Consider the following 21,496-nt stretch of genomic DNA (forward strand, 5'->3'; position numbering starts at 1 on the left):
ATATGCTAGTTATAAGCGCGAACGAACAAAGAAACTTAGTAAATATGAATGAAGTTATTGAATACGCGGCACTTGCTTTAAAAGAATTTTCCGCAGAAAGAACGATTACACCAATAAGGGGGTCATTACCATTTGCGAACGAGAAAAATACGGCATTAATTATGCCTTCAGTAGCGGAAAGGCTTGAGGCACTTGGAGTAAAAATAGTAACGGTAGTCCCGCAAAATAAACAGATAGGAAAGAAAACGATCAATGGGATTGTGATGCTATCAGACTTTCAAACGGGAGAACCACTCGCACTTTTAGAAGGATCGTACTTAACGATGATTCGAACAGGTGCCTTATCAGGAGTAGCGACAAAATATTTAGCTCGTCATAACGCAAAAACTTTATGCATTATCGGCACGGGTGAACAAGCAAAGGGGATTGCCGAAGCAATATTTGCAGTTAGAGATATCGAAAAGGTCATTTTATACAATCGAACAGAAGAAAAAGCGTATGCATTTGCGCAATATATACAAGAGAAATTAGGTAAACCAGCATACGTTTATAGAGATCCAAATGAAGCAATAAGCGAAGCAGACATCATCGTCACAACTACGAACGCATCCACACCAGTCTTCTCAGAAACACTACAAAAAGGCGTCCACGTAAACGCCGTCGGCTCATTCAGACCGAGCATGCAAGAACTACCATCTCACGCCATCACAAGCGCAAACAAAGTAGTAGTCGAATCAAAAGAAGCAGCACTAGACGAAACAGGCGATCTCCAAGTTCCGATAAAAGAAGGTCTATTCAAAGCGAACGCCATTCACGCTGAACTTGGTCAAATTATAAGCGAGGAAAAAGCAGGCCGCGAAAGCGATGAAGAGATTACTATTTTCAAATCAGTTGGTTTGGCAGTAGTGGATATTATCGTTGCGAAGTATTTGTATGAGAGAGCGGTGGAGCAAGGAGTAGGGAGTAAGATTGAGTTTTGAGACTGCCTTTTGGTGGTCTTTTTATTTTATCATCCTTATAAATATATTTTATGGCAAGAATGTATTAGTAGATTGCAAACTTTCCACATTTACAAAAAAGTTTGACTTTACATACAGGTAGTGGTAATTTAAAACCTATAAGAAAACTCGGTATTAATTCCGAGTTTTCTTATAGGTCTAAATAGTCGAGAGGGGTCGAAATATGAAGAAGAAGTTGTTTGTATTACCATTTGTCCTACTATTATTTATTGCATTAGCTGCTTGTTCAGGGGAAAAAGATTCTTCGAAGCAAGCGGGCACTAGTAAATCAGGGACTCCGAAAGATGGAGGAACGTTAACGATTGGTGTTAGCGATAATCCAGATACGATGAATCCGCTTTATGCGAATGATCGTGTGTCATTAACTGTGCAGCAAGCTTTATATGCGCCGCTATATCATATGGAAGACGGTAAGAAAAAGTTTGTTCTTGCTGAGAGCTTTACGCCTTCAGAAGATCAATTAACGTGGACATTGAAATTAAAAGATAATTTGAAATGGCATGATGGTAAGAAAATTACATCAGACGATATAGCATTTACATTCCAATCTATTTTGGATGAGAAGCAAAATAGCTCAAGTCGTGAAAACTTTATTTTTAAAGGAAAGCCGCTTGAGGTGAAAAAGGTAGATGAGTTAACAACTCAATTCGTTTTACCACAAGTAAGCGCATCTTTCGAAGGTGTGATGAATGATTTCTTCCCAATTCCGAAACATGTATTTGAAGGGGAAGCAGATTTAGCGAAGAGTAAGAAAAACTTACAGCCTGTAGGATCAGGGCCGTTTAAGTTTAAAGAGTATAAATCAGATGAGTACGTTGCATTAGATCGATTTGATGATTATGTAGGTGGGAAAGCTAAATTAGACTCTATCGTATACCGCGTTGTAAAAGACCGTAATACAGCAAATGTTTCACTGCAAAATGGTCAAATCAACATGAAGATGATTGAGCCGCAAGACTTTAAGAAACTAGATAGCACTGGGAACTTCTCAATGGTGACATTCCCTGAAGGTAGATTATTCTACTTATCTTATAACATGAATACTGATCTTATGAAGAAAAAAGAAGTGCGCCAAGCAATTGCACATGCGTTAGATAAGAAAGAAATGATTAACTCAGCATTCGTTTCGGGTGAATTTGCAGAACCAGCAAATTCAATCTTAACGCCAGACGCTATGTATTATGCGAAAGATATTAAAGACTATAAGTATGATAAAAAAGAAGCGAAAGATTTATTAGCAAAAGCTGGCGTGAAAGATAAGGAAAAAGTACGTGTGATGTATGTAACGAATAATAAAATTATGGAAAGCTTAGCGTTATATACACAACAAAAATTAAAAGAAGTTGGCTTAGAAGTTGAACTAAATGCATTAGATGCTAGTGCGGCAAGTGAAAAAGGCTTAGATAAAGAGAATAAAGAATATGACATTACATTTGGTGGTTACATAATGGGACCTGAGCCAGATTCATATAAGAGCTTATTCTTAAGCAATGCTGAATACAATTATGCACGATATAAAAACGCTGATTTCGATAAGTTATGGGAAGAAGCTGCAGTTGAGACAGATAAAACAAAACGCGCAGAGCTATACCATAAAATTCAAGAGACAGCTAGAGAAGACGTACCTTATCTACCAATCGCGTATCCGAAAGCAGTTATTGCAGTAGATAAAAAGTTTGATGGATTAAAAGAAGCGAAAGCAATTCCTGTCACAATGTTTGAAGATCTATCTAAGATTTATGAAGTGAAATAAGAAACAATAAAGAAGCTGGTGGAAATCAGCTTCTTTAGCTTGAGGGGGGAAGTTTGTGTATAAAGTAATTGCGAAGAGGCTTTTAAATGCAATTCCGCTTTTATTTGTTATTTCTATTATTTCTTTTCTATTAATAAAACTAGCACCGGGGGATCCGGTTCGAAACTTTGTAACGCCAAACATGAGTCCAATTGATGTTGAGCGTATTCGTAAAAGTGTAGGATTAGATCAACCAATTTACGTGCAGTATTTTTTATGGTTAAAAAACATTTTAACAGGAAACTTTGGTTACTCACTTCAAAATCATCGTCCTGTTTTGGAACTTATCACAGAAAGATTACCTGCAACAATTGGATTAATGGGATCATCTTTACTCGTCTCATTCGTAATTGCAATACCACTTGGACTATTTACAGGTGTGAAAAAGAATTCATTCTTTGACCGCATTGTAAACTTTATTTCATACGTTGGTATTTCTATGCCGGTTTTCTGGTTTGCACTACTATTAGTCTACTTATTCTCTTTAAAATTGAACCTACTTCCGAGTATGGGGATGCGCACCGTTGGTAAAGACTCTGTCTGGGATATTGTGCAACACGGCATTTTACCTTGCATGGTGCTTGCGTTCCAAAACGTATCTGTTTATATGAGATATATTCGTTCAAGTACGATTCAGCAATTAGAAGAAGAATATGTACAAATTCAATATGCATACGGCGCTTCGAAGAAAACAGTGTTATTTAATCACGTACTTCGAAATGTATTAATACCAATCATTACAATTTTCGGATTATCGATTCCAAGTTTAGTAGGCGGAGCATTTATTACGGAAACAGTATTCTCATGGCCAGGACTTGGTTCACTTGGGGTAAATGCTATTTTTAGATTTGATTATCCGATTATCATGGCAATTACATTACTATCATCATTCATGTTAATTCTCGGTAACTTAATTGCTGATATTTTATATGGCGTAGTAGATCCGCGCATTCGAATGAGGGGGTGATTTGGAATGAATAATAGGAGATTTCAAACGATAAAACATAGCTTTACGAAAAATAAGTTTGTTGCAATGGGAGTTATTATACTTGCGGTTTTAACGGTCGCATCAATTTTCGTATTCGTATCGCCGTACGATCCTAGTAAAATGTCAATTCCAGATCGCTTACAAGAACCAAGTATGAGTCATCCTTTCGGAACGGATGATTACGGAAGGGATTACTTAACGAGAGCGTTATATGGCGGACGAGTTTCACTTGCGGTCGGTTTCCTTGCGATGGTTGTTTCTATTACAATCGGGACCGCAGTCGGAACAATTAGCGGATATTTTGGAGGAAAGTTAGACAACTTTTTAATGCGAGTTGTTGAAGTACTTATGTCAATTCCATCATTCTTTTTAATGCTACTATTAAATGCGTATTTAAAACCAGGAATTACGACGTTAGTTCTTATTATCGGATTACTAACATGGATGGACACCGCCCGTATTGTAAGGGCAGAAACGTTATCTGTAAAAGAGCGTGAGTACGTTTTATACGCAAAAGTATCAGGACAAAAATCATTTATGATTATTGTAAGACATATCATTCCTAACATTTTATCAACCATTATTATCGCCGCGACATTAACGATTGCGACATCGATTTTAATGGAATCATCACTTAGTTTCTTAGGTTTAGGTATTAGAGAACCAGATTCTTCTTGGGGCAGCATGCTAAACAATGCGCAAGGATATATAGGTGAAGCTTGGTATTTAACGCTCTTCCCAGGATTCCTTATCCTTTTAACGGTACTGAGTTTTAACGTAATTGGTGAAGCATTGAAGAAAGCTTTCGCACCAAAAGGAGCCGGACATGAAAACTAAAGTGTTAAGTGAAAGGAGTGAGAAGCGTGTCTGAAAAACTACTAGAAGTGAAAAATTTGAAGACTTCTTTTTTCATAGAAAGTGGCGAAGTTGAAGCGGTTCGCGGCGTTACATTTCGCTTAAATAAAGGAGAAGTAGTCGGTATCGTTGGGGAATCTGGAAGCGGAAAGAGTGTAATGGCGAAGTCTGTTATGTCTCTCGTTACGTCACCAGGAAAAGTGAAAGAAGGGGAAATCCTTTTTCATAATGAAAACATACTTTCTAAATCTGAAAAAGAATTGCGCTCTATTAGAGGAAATCAAATTTCACTTATCTCTCAAGACCCAATGTCAGCGCTAAATCCAGTCGTGAAAATTGGGAAACAAATGACGGAAGTAATTATAAGGCATCAAAAAGTGAAAAAGAAAGAAGCTGAGCAAATCGCAGTTAACTTGTTAAAACAAGTCGGTCTTTCGTCACCAGAAGAAAGGGTAAAACAATATCCGCATGAACTAAGCGGTGGTATGAAGCAGCGGGTTATGATCGCAATGGCGATGTCTTGTAATCCGGACCTTCTTATTGCTGACGAACCGACGACTGCACTTGATGTAACGATACAGGCGCAAATACTAGATTTAATGAAAAACTTAAAGAACGAAACGAATATGGCGTTACTTCTTATTACGCATGACTTAGGAATCGTCGCGCAAAACTGTACGCGCGTTATCGTTATGTACGGCGGGCTTATTATGGAAGAAGGACCTGTACTTGATATTTTCCAATCGCCGAATCATCCATATACGAAAGGGCTATTAAACTCTTTGCCAAAAATAGCGAACGGCGTAAAAGAAAGACTCGCTCTTATTCAAGGTGTAACGCCAAACTTATTAAACCCGCCACAAGGTTGCCCATTCGCAGAGCGTTGCCCGCATGCGATGGACATTTGTGAAAAAGAACGTCCGCCATATTTTGAAATCGGAAACGAAAGACGTTCCATGTGCTGGTTAAACGATAAGACAGTAGGTGATTCACATGCATGAAGAAAACTTAATTGAAGTTCGGGACTTAAAAAAGTATTTTCCTATTAAAAAAGGACTATTCGGCAGAAAAACAGAGCAATTAAAAGCAGTCGATGACTTAAGCTTCACTATTAAAAAGGGTGAAACATTCGGGTTAGTAGGGGAATCTGGCTGTGGAAAATCAACGACAGGAAGAAGTATCATTCGCTTACATGATGTCACTTCAGGTAACGTTTTGTTTGACGGAAAAGATATCGCAAGTTTAAAGGAAAGTGAACTAAAAGAATATCGAAAAAGAATGCAAATCATTTTCCAAGATCCATACGCATCATTAAACCCGGCAATGAACGTATTCCAAATTATTAGCGAACCGATGAACATTCACGGTTCCTACGAAAAAGAAGAACAAAAAGAAATCATTTTAGACCTTCTGAAAAAGGTAGGTTTAAAAGAAGAACATTTATATCGCTATCCGCACGAATTTAGCGGAGGCCAGCGCCAGCGCATTAGCATCGCGCGGGCACTATCTGTAAAACCAGACTTTATCCTATGTGACGAACCAATCTCAGCACTCGATGTCTCAGTCCAAGCACAAGTCGTAAACATGCTGCAAGACATCCAAGAAGAAACAGGAGTCACATACTTATTCATCGCACATGACCTATCGATGGTAAGGCACATATCAGACCGAATCGGAGTCATGTACTTAGGAAACATAGTAGAAATTGCCGATAGTGAAGACCTATACACAAAACCCGCACATCCATACACACAAGCACTACTCTCATCTATGCCAGAACCAGATCCAACAAACACAGGCAAAGAACGGATCATCCTAGAGGGAGAAGTACCAAGCCCACTAAACTCACCATCCGGCTGCAAATTCAGAACGCGCTGCAAATTCGCCACTGAAAAATGCGCACAGGAAGTACCGAAGATGGTGGAGATTGAGAAGGGGCATGAGGTGGCTTGTCATTTGTTTTAGAGGGAGAGCACTAGGGGGGACCTGGTGCTTTTTTCTTTGTAGGTGGACGTGGTGTGGGATTGGTTGTTAGTTTAGGAGATAGCGCGCTCGAAATTTGTCGGTAAATCGATATGTTGTGTCGAAACGTTGATATATTCGGAGTTACGATTGATATAATTGAATAAACGTTGATATATTTTTGTAAAGAGTGGGATTGGTTGTAACTTAATGTAGAAATTTAATGTTTTCGAAAAAAAGAATTGACTTCTATATTAGTTGTAACTAAAATAGTTACATAAAGATGTAATTAATTTAGTTACAACTAATATCTGCTAAAAATATGATTTATATATTTAATTAAGGATGGTGGTCCATACGTTGCCACCCGGTGTAGAAAGTTACTAACACATTCAAATCAATGCATATTCCAAGCTTTAGTATTTTCTGTTACGGGGCAATAAGGTGCAACGTTATCTTTTGTTAAAAACCTTGGTGGATCTTTCTTTGGAAATATTAGTTTTGGGGAAATATAGTAAGGTATCTAAAAAAGAACAAGGTATAAAAAGATGTACTTATATAAACCAAAAATTTAGTTGAGCTGGATAATAAAAAAAAGGTAGGAGATTTAAATGGAGACGAAACAAGATAACCTTATTTACGTATGGGATGCATATTGTGGATGGTGCTATGGTTTTTCAGAAAGTATTAAAGGATTTTACAAAAACCACACTGAAGTGCCATTAACAGTTTTATGTGGAGGGTTATTTTTAGATAATTTACCAATGAAAAACTTCTCATATATAGAAGAGGGAAATAAAAGAATTAATCAACTTACAGGTGCTGAATTTGGTCCTTCCTATCAAAAATTGGTGGAGGAAGGGACTTTTAAAATGAATTCGAAAGATGCTGCAATTGGTTTTTCAGCTTTACGCTCATTAGCGCCAGACCGTTTATTAGAATTCACTTCGGCTATGCAAAAAGCGTTTTATTATGAGGGCCAAAGTCTGAGTGATCCTGAAACATATCGCAAAATTGCAATCGAGCATGGTTTGGACCCTGAACAAGTATTAGAACGTTTAAACGCTCAAGAAACAATATTAGATGTCCAAAATGATTTCAATAAAGTTCGACAGCTTGGTGTTAATAGCTATCCTTCATTACTTTTACAAAAGGATAATCAAATTATTCCTATTGGTGGTGGCGTAATGACGCCAGGTAAAATTGAAGCGCGTTTTAAAAATTTATATTAAGAAAATTTAGGATATAGTAGCAAACATGTTATCTTAGGCCACCTGACATTCATCTCCGGAATATTCGCCAGTACTATTACACTTTCAGATAAATGGGAGTGGGAGATTTTATCGGAACAAGATAAAAATATGATAATTAGTTAATAACTTTAATAAAAGGAGAATAACATACTATGTTTAAAACAATCGATACAAATCAAAAAGATGTGAAATTAACGGTGTTTAGTTCGGACGAAAAAAGCTTTATGGTCACAGCAACATTAGTTGAGAAAGCAGGACATGCATTTTTAATAAACTCAAAATTTACTCAATCTGATTCGAAAGAAATTGTTGAGTATCTGAAAAAAAACGACTTATCTTTAGATAAAATCTTTATTATTCATGGGGATCCAGACTACTACTTTGGATTAGAGAGCATTAAAGCCGTTTACCCAGAAGCTATAGCGTATGCAACAGAGTCTACTGTTGAACATATCGTTCATTCTGTCTTAGGGAAATTAAAAGTTTGGAAAGACGCCCTTGGAGAAAATGCACCGAATAACGTGGTATTACCTCAAGTGTTTAAAGAAAAAACAATTGATTTTCAGGGGTTAACATTTGAACTAGTAGGCTTAGATCATTACAGAACTAGCTTATTTAATAAAGAGCTGAAAGTATTAATTGGTGGTATTGATGTATTTAACGAAATCCATGTATTCTTAGCTGATACTAGCTCAAAAGCGGCAATGGAGGCTTGGATTGAAAACTTGAAAGTGTTACAAGCATTACATGCTGACATCATTGTACCTAGCCATGGATCAATTGAAAAATCCTTAAATAATCAAGCACTTACTGCGACAATGGATTATCTAAGAACTGCGATTCAAGCTTCTGAGGAAAGTAAAACTTCAAAAGATTTTGTAGCAAGACTTGATGCAGCATATCCAGGCTATGCAAATAAAGGTGTATTAGAATTAAGTGCAAAAGTTGTAACAAAAGAAATGCCTTGGGGTTAATGATATGAATAAATATCAAAAGCTATTACATGAAACGTATGTGTTAACTGGCGAAGGGAAATTGGATGCGTTCAAAACGTATTTAAGTGAAAATGTATCTTGGACAGAAGCTGCTGGGTTTCCATATGCGGGTACTTATATTGGTCCAGATGAAGTAGTGAAGAACGTACATGAACGTCTTGGTACGGAATGGGATAACTATAGTGCAAAAGATGAAATTTATGCTTTTAATAACAATACTGTTATTGTGTATGGAAAATATAGTGGAACATATAAAGCTACAGGGAAGTCATTTGTAGCAGATTTTTGTCATCTTTATAAGTTTGATGAGAACGATAAGGTTAAGAAGTTTATACAAATTGTGGACAGTGCAACTGTTAATGAGGTATTAAGTTAGAGTTAATCGTTTCTAATATGCCTTGTATAGGGGGAGGATAAATGAAATTCCTAACATTACCCCTGACATTACATTTTTGGGAAGGTTTCTCCTTCTTCAAACTTTTTATAGAAGAAAACTTATTTAAGTAGAAGAGGTAGGTATATATGAAATTAGAGAAAAGTTTAATCATAACAATTATTTCTGTATTTATTTTAGGAGTAGTTTCGACTTTGGTATATCAAGCTTCCACCGGTAATAACAAAGGGAACTCAATTAAGAGCGAAAATGTTGCTTCTGTATCAAAAGAAGTAAAAGAAAATGAAAAGAATAAAAAGATGGTAGTTGATTTCTATAATGAAGTTTTTAACAAACATAATATCGATATTATCCCTAAATATGTAGGTGAAGAGTATAAGCAACATAATCCTTTTGTTGCTGATGGACGAAAAGCCTTCATGGATTTCTTTAAGGAGGATTTTGTTAAAAATCCTAATTCCTCTGCAGAGATTAAACGTGTAGTAGCTGAAGGGGATACGGTTGCTCTTCATGTACATTCTCGTACTAATTCTCAAGATAAGGGAGTTGCTATAGTGGATATATTTCGTATCAAGGATGGAAAGATTGTCGAACACTGGGATGTAATTCAAGAGATTCCAAGTGAAGCAGCTAATGATAATACGATGTTTTAGATAGAAGATATATTTAATAATTGTTTAATTGATAGTGCTGTATAGAATTTAGAAATTTAGATAATTAGTTATCAAATTTGGAAATCATTTAAAAATAGCATATTAAATGATGGCACAAATTAATACGAAATAGCTCTTTAATAAAAAATCCTACTCAGTAAAAAATGAGTAGGATTTTTTATTAAAGAATAGTGCTAATTTTGTGGTTCGGCACCATCTAAATTTGGAAACCATGAAAGTATAGGTACTCTATATCCACGTAAAGTAAAATTGTAATTTTTTCCTTCTTTTATGTTTGCTTGCAGATCCACTGAATTAAACTTCATCATAAGAAGGCTATCCTCATTAGAAATAACTTTTTCGGTTCCATTTTTTTGCTCAACCTAGTACAATCTCACCAATTTAAAAAGACCACCATTACTGGCAGTCTTTCTGTGGTATCGAGTGTAGAGATGGTTAGCTACTTATCTGTTTAGGCATAATCTAGGATCTTTAGAATTCTTAATTTGAACAATCTATTTTTATATTATTTAAATAGTAATCTTTTATAGACCCACTCATTTTAGTTAACCTTTGTTCAAATATAAATGAAGTCGCAATTGTAACTAGATGCACAATTAATCAAAATAGAAAAAAGTACCTATAAGAGTAGGTACTTTTTTCTTTGTTATATATAAATTATACATTAATTTATATTTGGAACACTTTAAAAAGAAAAGATGATGATGGATTTATTAATAGATGCGTATAACTATATGTATATATTTAATGCATATATTATTTTTAGATAAATATATATATCTTTCAGTAAGAATGCAATATTCTTCGCTATTTACTTATATTTATAATTTAACTAATTCATTATAATATCAATGTTGATTTAAAGTTTTTTGTACAAAATGAACAGATGGGATTTTTTTAGGGATGCAAATACAATGAATCATTCTGTTTTCTTAATTGACTAAATTTTTAAAATTTAAATCTTCAAATGTTAATACTTGTTATATAATTGACTTATTAAGGCATTGCCCCTAAAAGTTAATATGCCTAATGAGATTGTTTACGTTTTCCTTATGGGGTAGCACCAACATTTCATAGATTCTGTACGCTAAGGCTATAATCTTTATAATTCCTGAGCGTATGAAATTCGCGCTTTGTTGTTGGGACCGCTATGAGTACTGTTAAATATAATATTCAAGGAGTGATATAATGAATACTAATCTTAAATTATCAAACAGACCAGAACACACTGTTCAAAAATTATTTGAACAGCAAGTAATTCAGAATCCAGATTCTGTTGCGTTGGTATATAAAGATCAACAGTTAACTTATAAGGAATTAAATGAAAAAGTAAATCAATTAGCTTTTTATCTACAAAAACGAAACATAGGCCCTGAAAGTATGGTAGGGGTTTATATAGAACGTTCTTTAGAGATGATTGTAAGTATATTAGGAATAATAAAAGCTGGTGGCGCATATGTCCCACTAGATCCCGCATATCCAACAAAGAGGCTTGAATATATCTTGAAAGATGCCAACATACAAGTATTGCTAACCCAAAACCATCCAACACAGTGGATACCTAAAGAAATAGACTGTATTAATATAAAAGAACATGAAATGAATATTTCGAGAGAAAAAAATATAAATCCTACAATTGAAGTTAAACCAGATAATTTGGCATATGTAATCTATACATCTGGATCTACAGGAAAACCCAAAGGGGTATTAATTGAACAAAAAAGCTTATGTAACTTTATTATTTCTAGTATTAATTTATCAAAAATGAATTCAGACAGTAGAAATATTCAATTTGCCTCATTATCATTTGATGCTTCAGTATTTGAGATATTTACTAGCCTAGTTTCAGGTGGAACTTTATATGTATGTAGTCAACACGATATTATGCCAGTTGAACCACTTACTCAGTTCTTGCAAAAAAATAAAATTACACATGCACTTTTACCCCCTACGGTACTTAATTTGTTAGATGAATCTGTATTTAAAGATTTACAGGTTGTTATTTCTGCGGGATCAGCCTGTAGTGAACAAGTGGCAAAACGATGGATGCAAAATCACCTTTTTATTAATGCGTATGGTCCAACAGAAACTACAGTTTATACCGTTGCGGGAATATACAAAGGAGATGGAGCACCTCCTATTGGTCGGTCCATTCCCAATGTAGAGGTATATGTATTAAATGAAGCTAAAAAACTTGTCCCTATTGGGACAGTAGGTGAACTTTATATAGGAGGTATCGCATTAGCACGAGGATATTTGAATCAACCTGAATTAACAAAGGCCTCATTTATCCCACACCCATTCAAGAATAGCTCTAATGATAGATTATATCGGACTGGTGATTTAGTTAAATATTTACCTGATGGAAATATAGAATATATAGGAAGAGCTGATAAACAAGTTAAGATTAGAGGGTTTCGAATTGAGTTAGGTGAAATTGAAACAATATTAGGAAATCATCCAGACATTAAAGAAGTTACTGTGGTAGCGCAAGAAGATTCATTTGGAGATAACATCTTAGTAGCCTATATTGTGGGCGAAGGAGATACACAAGAGTGGAGAAAACATGTAGGGGTACATCTTCCAAATTATATGGTCCCGGCTCATTTTATCAAGATAGAATCATTGCCATTAACTGTTAATGGGAAAGTAGATAAAGATGCTTTACCTGCATGGGCCTCTATTATACAAACGAACGAGGGATATATAGCACCTCGGAATAGAGTAGAGCAAAAAATGGTAGAAATTTGGTCAGAGGTATTAGGGATTGACTCCTCTGCCATTGGAATAAACGATAATTTTTTTGAGTTAGGTGGACACTCTCTCCTAGCAACTAAAATAACTTCACGTTTAGGTGTTGATTTTTCGATTCTAGTACAAATACGTGATATATTTGAATACCCTACCATTAAACATTTCTCAAAACGTTTAACATTTTTATTGGGAAAAACGGGGGAGATCGATGTTTTTACACCATTACAATCAGTTAAACGTGAACAATACGAACCATTATCTTTCGCTCAACAGCGTTTATGGATAATGGATAAAATTGTAACAAATAGTGCGCTTTACAATGTCCCGATTGCATGGCGTTTAAAAGGAAAATGGAACATTGAGATGTTAAAAAAAGGATATAATGCAATAATACATCGCCATGAAATTCTACGGACAGTATTTCATGAAGTTGACGGAAAACCAGTGCAAATTGTTCAACAAGATATAACAGTTCCCTTATCAGTAATTGATTTGCGTTATCTTTCTCCTGAAGATAAAACATCTAAAATAGAAAATATATCAAAAATAGAAGCTAAAAAGCCATTTGATTTAAGCCAAGGACCTTTATTACGTACTCATTTAATAATAATGGACAATAAAGAGTTAGTACTTCTTTGTACCATCCATCATATTATTTTTGATCGCTGGTCATTAGATACCTTTATCAATGAATGGATGAGTTTTTATCAGGCATTTTTAGAAAACGAAACTGAAAAGCTTCCCCCTTTACCTGTTCAGTATATTGATTTTACAAAATGGCAAAAAAGTTGGTTAACAGAAGATATTATACAAAAACAAATAGCATATTGGGGGAAAGAATTACGCGGTTTACTTCCTATATTGGAACTCCCATTGGATTATCCTCGTCCAATAATACAAAGCTATAATGGAGATACGTATCAAATTGTCATACCCAATAAATTGTTAGAAAAAATAAAAGTATTCAATTCTAAGGAAGGCGTTACATTATTCGCCACATTATTAGCAAGTTATCAAGGGTTTCTTTCTCGTTATACCAATCAAAAAGATATTTTAGTAGGCAGCCCGATTGCAAATAGGAATTATCCAGGAGTTGAAGATCTTATTGGATTCTTTGCAAATACTGTAGTCTATCGTGCAGATTGCTCAAATAATATAACATTTAAAGAATTGGTCCAACAAATAAAGAAAAAAATGTTAGATGCACAAGAAAACCAGGACGTTCCTTTTGAAAAAGTTATAGAAGCTATACAACCAGAACGTGATATGAGTTATTCTCCATTATTTCAGACAATGTTTGTTTTTCACAATCAATTAAAAGAGTTACCAAAATTATTAGATCATAGCGTAGAAAAAATCCCTAGACATATGAATGGTGCAAAGTTTGATATAACTATAGCAATGGAAGAGATACCAACAGGATTACAAGTGGATTTTGAATATAATACAGACTTATTTAAGGTTTCTACAATAAAAAGAATGGCTCAATCTTTTGAAATTTGGCTAGATGAAATTTTACAATTTCCGGAGGAACCTATTGAGAATCTAAGAATACTCACTAAGAACGAAGAAAAGCAATTATTACATGAATGGACTAACATAGAGGGCAATTATCAAAAAGATGTGGTGATTCAAGAGTTATTTGAACAGCAAGTAATTCAGAATCCAGATTCTGTTGCGTTGGTATATAAAGATCAACAGTTAACTTATAAGGAATTAAATGAAAAAGTAAATCAATTAGCTTTTTATCTACAAAAACGAAACATAGGCCCTGAAAGTATGGTAGGGGTTTATATAGAACGTTCTTTAGAGATGATTGTAAGTATATTAGGAATAATAAAAGCTGGTGGCGCATATGTCCCACTAGATCCCGCATATCCAACAAAGAGGCTTGAATATATCTTGAAAGATGCCAACATACAAGTATTGCTGACACAAAGTCATCTAACACAGTGGATACCTAAAGAAATAGATTGTATTGATATAAAAGAACATGAAATGAATATTTCGAGAGAAAAAAATATAAATCCTACAATTGAAGTTAAACCAGATAATTTGGCATATGTAATTTATACATCTGGATCCACAGGAAATCCAAAGGGTGTCCTTTATGAACAAAAAGGTCTATGTAATTTTATTAATGCCAGCATTAATTTTACAAAATTAAATACGGGTAGTAAGGTAGTTCAGTTTTCTTCAATTGCATTTGATGTTTCACTATATGATATCTTCGCAACTCTGGTGTCTGGTGGAACTTTATATGTATGTGGTCAACAAGATATTATGCCAGTCGAGCCACTTACCCAGTTTTTGCTAGAAAAAAAAATTACGCATGCATTTTTACCACCTACGGTACTAAATCTGTTAGATGAATCTAAATTTGAGGAATTACAAACTGTTATTTCTGCGGGTTCAGTCTGTAGTGAACAAGTGGCAAAACGATGGGTGAAAAATCACCTCTTTATAAATGCATATGGTCCAACAGAAGCATCGGTTGCTACTATAGACATTTATAGCGGCAAAGGGACACCACCTATTGGTCGATCTATTCCCAATGTAGAGGTATATGTATTAAATGAAGCTAAAAAACTTGTCCCTATTGGGACAGTAGGTGAACTTTATATAGGAGGTATCGCATTAGCACGAGGATATTTGAATCAACCTGAATTAACAAAGGCCTCATTTATCCCACACCCATTCAAGAATAGCTCTAATGATAGATTATATCGGACTGGTGATTTAGTTAAATATTTACCTGATGGAAATATAGAATATATAGGAAGAGCTGATAAACAAGTTAAGATTAGAGGGTTTCGAATTGAGTTAGGTGAAATTGAAACAATATTAGGAAATCATCCAGACATTAAAGAAGTTACTGTGGTAGCGCAAGAAGATTCATTTGGAGATAACATCTTAGTAGCCTATATTGTGGGCGAAGGAGATACACAAGAGTGGAGAAAACATGTAGGGGTACATCTTCCAAATTATATGGTCCCGGCTCATTTTATCAAGATAGAATCATTGCCATTAACTGTTAATGGGAAAGTAGATAAAGATGCTTTACCTGCATGGGCCTCTATTATACAAACGAACGAGGGATATATAGCACCTCGGAATAGAGTAGAGCAAAAAATGGTAGAAATTTGGTCAGAGGTATTAGGGATTGACTCCTCTGTCATTGGGATAAATGATAATTTTTTTGATCTAGGTGGGCACTCTTTAAAAATTATGAGTACTTTAGTAAAAACATTTTCTGAAGGTTGGAATGTAACTATTAAAGATTACTTTGAATTAAAAACAATTAATAATATAGCTAAAAAAATTCAATATGGATATAAAGTAAATTCACATTCAGATACATTAGATATTAAATTGACAACTCCTCCAAAGAAGCTAAAGAAAACAAAAAGACACGAATTTAGTAATAATAGCAAAATACTTTTAACAGGTGCTACAGGATTCTTAGGTATTCACCTACTAGAACAACTATTGGATACTACAGAATGTAAGATATATTGTTTAGTTCGTGGGGAAAATAAACAAGAGGCAAATAATCGTTTATTACACATGTTAAAATTTTATTTTAAAAATAAATTTGTAAGCTATCAATCTTTAGTAAATCAACGTATCTTTATTGTACAAGGTGATTTAGCTAAACAAAATATGGGATTAGAAAACGAATTATATAAGGAGCTTCATCAACAAATATCAACTGTTATTCATGCTGCAGCTTTAACAAAACATTTTGGCGAGTATAGTGAATTTGAAAGAGCAAATGTCCAGGCGGTAAAAGAACTTCTTGCATTTGTTGGTGATACTAAGGATTTACATCATATATCTACAACTGGTGTAGCCGGACAATTTGTATTAAATGAAACGGAAACAATATTTAAAGAAAGCGATTTTTATGTAAAACAAAATTACAAAGATAATGTGTATGTGAAAAGTAAATTTTTGGCGGAATATGAAATATTCAAGGCAATATTAACGGGAACAGATGCTACTATTTATAGAGTAGGAAATCTTACAAATAGATATATTGATGGACAACATCAATATAACTTCACCGAAAATGCATTTATGAGCAAATTAAAATTTATATTACAATATGGTATCGTGACAGATGTATTATTATCAAGTGAAGTTGAGTTTACACCTGTAGATTATTGCAGCAAAATTATCACAGGGTTTGTAACTTCAAATGAAATACATGAAAATAGCAAAAATTGCGTAAATCATATATACAATCATCTTACGTTAAATTTAAATGTACTTGTAAAATTACTAAATTCAATGGGATATCCAATTAAAGTAATTTCTGAAACAGAGTATCAACAATTTATTTTAGAACTTTCTAAAGATAAAAAGAAACAGGAAGATATTCAAAACCTCATGACATTTGAAGAACCAAAAGATAATTGTTATAAACCAATAAATCTTGATTCGACTGAAACTCAAAAAACACTAAAATTATTAGGTATTCAATGGCCTATTATTAATAGTGAATATATACAACAAATTATTAATTATATGACGAGTGTTACTGGTAGTAATTCTGTTGCAAAGCTTTTTAAACAAAGTTACACTTTAAAAAACTGAACAGACTCATGAGAAATGAGAAATTTTAAAGGAACACAGTTAAAAAAATACGCAAAATTTTTTAGACAAAATCACTGAAATAGGACAAGCTTTTAGGCGGAATTATATGCATAATTATTGTGATTCTATCCTTTATAAGGAAATAATTTTTAATCAGCAAACACATGTAACCTTTTGAATATTGGGTAAAAGACACCCTAGTAGAGTTTTTCATATCGTATGAGACATTGCTGTCGAAAAATTGCAAACAGATGGGAAAATACAACAAGCTATTATCCAACAAAGAAAGAAATACCCCCATAGAATACGTTAGAGCGTTAGATACATTAGAAGAATTTAATGAATTGAATTTAGACTATGTAGAGACGAGTATGAAGGAATAATAACAATATAACAAGTACTTTTTCAGCTTTCTACGTTATATAAGGTAAGGGGAAAACTGTCATCGAGATTACAATTTTAAGTGGATTATCTTTTTCTTTATGGGGAATAACATCGTTAAACACGTTATATGAACAAGCTACAGTAACAAAAGGAGATGTGTAGCCATTGGAACAGGGAGTAGCGGATATTTAAGTTGATAATTGGGAACAGGAAATGAATAAATGATAGGTGAAGGATTCTTGGGAACCCATGGTTCTTACAACAGATAAAAGATCCCTTCGTTTGTTACGAAAAGAATCTTTTATCTGTTGTGTTTTTTTGTTCTTTTGTTCCCGTATTCCTTTTCATTTTAGGTTTCAAAAATATATAAAATCAATTTTAAGACAAATTACTTACATTAATATGCTAATATCAATAGTAGATATTTTATCTTAAATTAATGAAAAAGAAAGGTGATACTAATGAATTCGACACCAATTGATTCTGAAATCTTTAAGGACCAGTTTGGTACAAAACAAATGAGAACAAATTTTTCAGACGAGAATTTAATACAATTGTGGCTTAATTCAGAAGTTGCCTTAGCAAAAGCTGAAGCTAAATTAGGTATTATACCTCAAAATGCAGCGACTAATATTGCAAATGCAGCTGACCAAAATAAACTTGATTTTAATAAGATTAGAGAAGGAATGAAAAAAACTGGACACCCCTTTGTAGCATTCCTACATGAGTTCGAGAGTTTATGTGATGAAGAATCACGTAAGTACATTCATTGGGGAGCAACAACACAAGATATAATTGACACGGGACTTACCCTGCAAATTAAAGGTGCTCATGAACTTATTTATAATCAAACTCAAGAAATATTAAAGATATGTTTGAGATTAAGCCAGCAATATAAGTCAACAGTAATGCCAGGCAGAACGTTAGGTCAGCATGCCTTACCGATTACTTTTGGATATAAGATATCTATATGGTCAGATGAACTTGGTCGTCACTTAGAAAGGTTACAACAAGGTGCAGACCGATATTTAGTGGGGCAACTGGGAGGTGCAGTTGGTACTTTAGCTTCATTAGGAGCGCAAGGGTTAGCTGTTAGAAAAGAGTATGTAAAAAATTTAAACCTAATTGAACCCTTAGTATCTTGGCACACGTCTAGAGACCGATTTGCAGAATTTAGCATGATTTTAAATATGATTGGAGCAACTACAGCTAAAGTTGCAGAAGAAATAATAAGCCTTCAAGGAACAGAGATTAGAGAAGTAGAAGAGGGGTACCATTCTGGTAAAGTAGGAAGTAGCACTATGCCGCATAAAAGAAATCCTATGACTTGCTCTTATATTGTGGGATTAACTAAAATAGTCAATAGAAAATCAACTTTAGCTATTGACAGTATGATTCAGAAACACGAAAGAGATGTTACATTTTGGCAATCTGAATGGTCTTATATTTCGGAAATTTGCATAACTTTAAGCGGCGCATTAGAACAACTTAAAAATGTCTTAACAAACTTAATAGTAAATGAAGAACAAATGAAAAAGAATCTTTTTCTTACCAAAGGTTTAATAGTATCTGAGAACGTAATGTTAGAATTGGGGAAGATAATTGGTAGAACTACTGCCCATGATTTATTGTACGAATTAACAATGAGAGCTTTTGAAGAAGACAAAGATTTAAAAGATATTTTATTAGAAGACAATGAAATTAAGAAGTATTTTAGCGATGAAGAGATAAATTCCCTTACTAATCCAGAATCATACACAGGGTTGAGTGAAAAGTTTGTTGATGATGTTTATAACAAGTGGTTGAGTTATACATAAAACCAATTTAAGACCATTAGCTGAGGAATAATTCCTCAGCTAATGGTCTGCTTATACACATTATTAATTGTAATATTGCAGCCTAGAACATCTCTTGCAATTGAATCGGATTCAAGGAGTGTTACAGAATTAACCCCTGGTCGCGCTCCCGCAGCAGTTACCCAATGAACGCCTTCTGTTGGAATTCCAAAGGAGTATAAATTAGGATTAACTTTACCGTTTTTATCTATTAATCTATTTGGGGGGGGAGTCACTGCTAAACCTCCACTTTCAAAAATATAATTATTGTTCGTTGCAATCTTAAATTCTGAGGCTAGACCTGCTTTTAACATATTTGAGATTAAAATATTTTTACTTTGATTTATATTAACTGAGGGTAGTCTAGCATCAATTAGGTTCTTTGCATGAAATATCGAATCCTTAACACGGTTAGAGCTAATTTTAAAATCTTTATTTATAGGTGAAGTAGCTACAGTTGCTTCAGGTCCAACTAAAACTAAAATTCCGGCTCTTATTAATGCCCTCAATTCTTTGATTCTTTGAACAGGAGGGCCAATTGAAAGAAATGCGTTTAAAGGTGTATACCAATTGCGTAACTCTTCTTTATAAGATTCAGCATTTATTCCTCCATGATCAACAAGTATTCTTATTTCGTTTCGGATATCCCTTAAAACATCTAATGCGGCTTTTAGTGGACTGTTTTTATTACCCAGGTTTGCTTCGTTAATATCATTATGTAAGTAAGTATCTAACCAATTATGAAAGTCTGTTATTGAATTAAATTTTTTATCACCATAAGGACAACTAATTTTGTGCCAATCAAAAAATAGTTCTGATTTTACTCCAAAGTTGATTAAAAGATCCTTATGGTATTCTATGGCACAATTAACAAACTCGTAAAGGAACTGACAAGATTTTTCTATTCCATAGAGATTGCGAATTAAAGTTGTATAATAGATACTTTCAACTTCCAATTTTACGAAAGGCCATATCTCTTTTTTAAAGCTTAGGTTATTTTTATGTTTTAACTGCTCGATAACTTCATTTTTTAGAAATAGTGGGATATGTCTTTCTGAAGAACCTTTTTGATTTTGTCCCCTAGAGTGATAAGGTAAGCCTCGCCTAGAACCTGCAATTAATAAAGGTTCTTTACCAGAGGGAATGTAATTTAATTTGTCATTAATTTCTTCAAACTTTCCATCTCTCCCACTTGTTAAAAGTGACATGTAATCAAAAAAATTAAGGCCTAATCCCCTTATTATTACGGGAGTTTTAGGTTCTATTGAATCTAAATTAACATCTGCTGGATTGGATGGTGGGAAGTAATTTAGGTTGTTACTATTAGCAAACTCAAAGAAATGTTCTTCAGCTGAAGTTAATTTCTGATCTGAGTGCCCAGTTGTAAAGATAACCTTTTCAGCTTTAATTGGTGTTAAAGACTTATTAAGAAATAAAGTATAATCTTCATTGTTCGGATAGAGATTAATTAATGTGTCTTGAATTAAGTTAATCTTAATATTTGAGGGTAATTCTTCAAGAATAGTATTAAATGAATCTTTAAGATAATAGCCGTATAGAGCTCTTGTAGGGTAAGAGTTAGGTTCTAAGGAATAAATTTCTTCTGTAATAACGGTGGGCATATCCAAAGTGTCAATTTTATCCCTTAATTCATTTGCCCATTCTAATAGACTAGGCCCATTAACGATAGGACCCCGACACTGGACGCTATCATCAGTAAATAAAGTTATTTGCGAAGCCACTGTATTCATTAAAAGTTGAGGTGACTGGTCTGTTCTCCATACAGCTCCACCTGGAGGATGTGGATCAACCAAGGAAATTTCATAAGATTCTGATTTTAATTCAGATAAAATATTAGAGACTATTCTTTCAAATACTGATATACCTCTTGGTCCTAAACCTACTATCGCAATTTTCATATACTCACACCTATCCTTTCTGCAAGATCTAATTTAATCCGTTATGTAAAACAACATAACTAGTAGGTGCAAA

The 21,496-nt window shown here is 34.0% G+C and carries 14 protein-coding genes; 13 read left to right on the forward strand and 1 reads right to left on the reverse strand.

Going from position 1 to position 21,496, the window contains the following annotated elements:
* The first annotated feature begins 2 nt into the window (after positions 1–2).
* The 13 genes from NZ044_RS04800 to purB all read left to right on the forward strand — a co-directional run bounded on the left by NZ044_RS04800 (position 3) and on the right by purB (position 19,486).
* Entirely contained in the window at positions 3–980 is a 978-nt protein-coding gene (locus NZ044_RS04800) for an ornithine cyclodeaminase family protein (protein WP_000960312.1), read from the forward strand.
* A 202-nt stretch (positions 981–1,182) separates the two neighbouring features.
* Positions 1,183–2,772 (forward strand): ABC transporter substrate-binding protein, encoded by a 1,590-nt coding sequence (locus NZ044_RS04805; protein WP_098505545.1) that lies wholly within the window; start codon positions 1,183–1,185, stop codon positions 2,770–2,772.
* A 55-nt stretch (positions 2,773–2,827) separates the two neighbouring features.
* A complete protein-coding gene (locus tag NZ044_RS04810; RefSeq protein WP_118961775.1) occupies positions 2,828–3,778 on the forward strand; it encodes an ABC transporter permease in 951 nt (316 codons plus the stop codon).
* A 6-nt stretch (positions 3,779–3,784) separates the two neighbouring features.
* Positions 3,785–4,636 carry an ABC transporter permease gene (locus NZ044_RS04815; RefSeq protein WP_098505544.1) on the forward strand — a complete coding sequence of 284 codons (852 nt, stop codon included), beginning with the start codon at positions 3,785–3,787 and terminating at the stop codon, positions 4,634–4,636.
* 26 nt (positions 4,637–4,662) lie between these two features.
* Positions 4,663–5,655 carry an ABC transporter ATP-binding protein gene (locus NZ044_RS04820; RefSeq protein WP_098505543.1) on the forward strand — a complete coding sequence of 331 codons (993 nt, stop codon included), beginning with the start codon at positions 4,663–4,665 and terminating at the stop codon, positions 5,653–5,655.
* Entirely contained in the window at positions 5,648–6,619 is a 972-nt protein-coding gene (locus NZ044_RS04825) for an ABC transporter ATP-binding protein (protein WP_118961774.1), read from the forward strand. Before NZ044_RS04820 ends, NZ044_RS04825 begins: the two co-directional genes overlap by 8 nt.
* A 608-nt stretch (positions 6,620–7,227) precedes the next feature.
* On the forward strand, positions 7,228–7,848 hold the full coding sequence (locus tag NZ044_RS04830; RefSeq protein WP_000448624.1) for a DsbA family protein: 621 nt from the start codon (positions 7,228–7,230) through the stop codon (positions 7,846–7,848).
* Positions 7,849–8,021: 173 nt separating this feature from the next.
* Entirely contained in the window at positions 8,022–8,843 is an 822-nt protein-coding gene (locus NZ044_RS04835) for a cytoplasmic protein (protein ID WP_098505542.1), read from the forward strand.
* A gap of 4 nt (positions 8,844–8,847) precedes the next feature.
* Positions 8,848–9,240, forward strand: a complete 393-nt coding sequence (locus tag NZ044_RS04840) for a nuclear transport factor 2 family protein (RefSeq protein WP_001046370.1) — start codon at positions 8,848–8,850, stop codon at positions 9,238–9,240.
* Positions 9,241–9,386: 146 nt separating this feature from the next.
* Positions 9,387–9,911, forward strand: coding sequence for a nuclear transport factor 2 family protein (locus tag NZ044_RS04845; RefSeq protein WP_000764209.1), 525 nt, complete (start codon positions 9,387–9,389; stop codon positions 9,909–9,911).
* Between the two features lie 1,209 nt (positions 9,912–11,120).
* Entirely contained in the window at positions 11,121–17,285 is a 6,165-nt protein-coding gene (locus NZ044_RS04850) for a non-ribosomal peptide synthetase (RefSeq protein ID WP_340949587.1), read from the forward strand.
* Positions 17,286–17,536: 251 nt separating this feature from the next.
* Complete coding sequence (locus NZ044_RS04855; RefSeq protein ID WP_003281298.1) at positions 17,537–17,668, forward strand: hypothetical protein; 132 nt, start codon at positions 17,537–17,539, stop codon at positions 17,666–17,668.
* 462 nt (positions 17,669–18,130) lie between these two features.
* Positions 18,131–19,486: an adenylosuccinate lyase gene (purB, locus tag NZ044_RS04860; protein ID WP_001089379.1), complete on the forward strand. Its 1,356-nt coding sequence runs from the start codon at positions 18,131–18,133 to the stop codon at positions 19,484–19,486.
* Between the two features lie 35 nt (positions 19,487–19,521).
* Here the strand turns inward: purB and NZ044_RS04865 are convergent, their stop codons facing one another.
* Positions 19,522–21,423: an FAD/NAD(P)-binding protein gene (locus NZ044_RS04865; protein WP_000684560.1), complete on the reverse strand. Its 1,902-nt coding sequence runs from the start codon at positions 21,421–21,423 to the stop codon at positions 19,522–19,524.
* Between the last annotated feature and the right edge of the window lie 73 nt (positions 21,424–21,496).

It is taken from the genome of Bacillus sp. FSL K6-1338, assembly GCF_038006965.1.
Lineage (GTDB): Bacteria > Bacillota > Bacilli > Bacillales > Bacillaceae_G > Bacillus_A > Bacillus_A thuringiensis_S.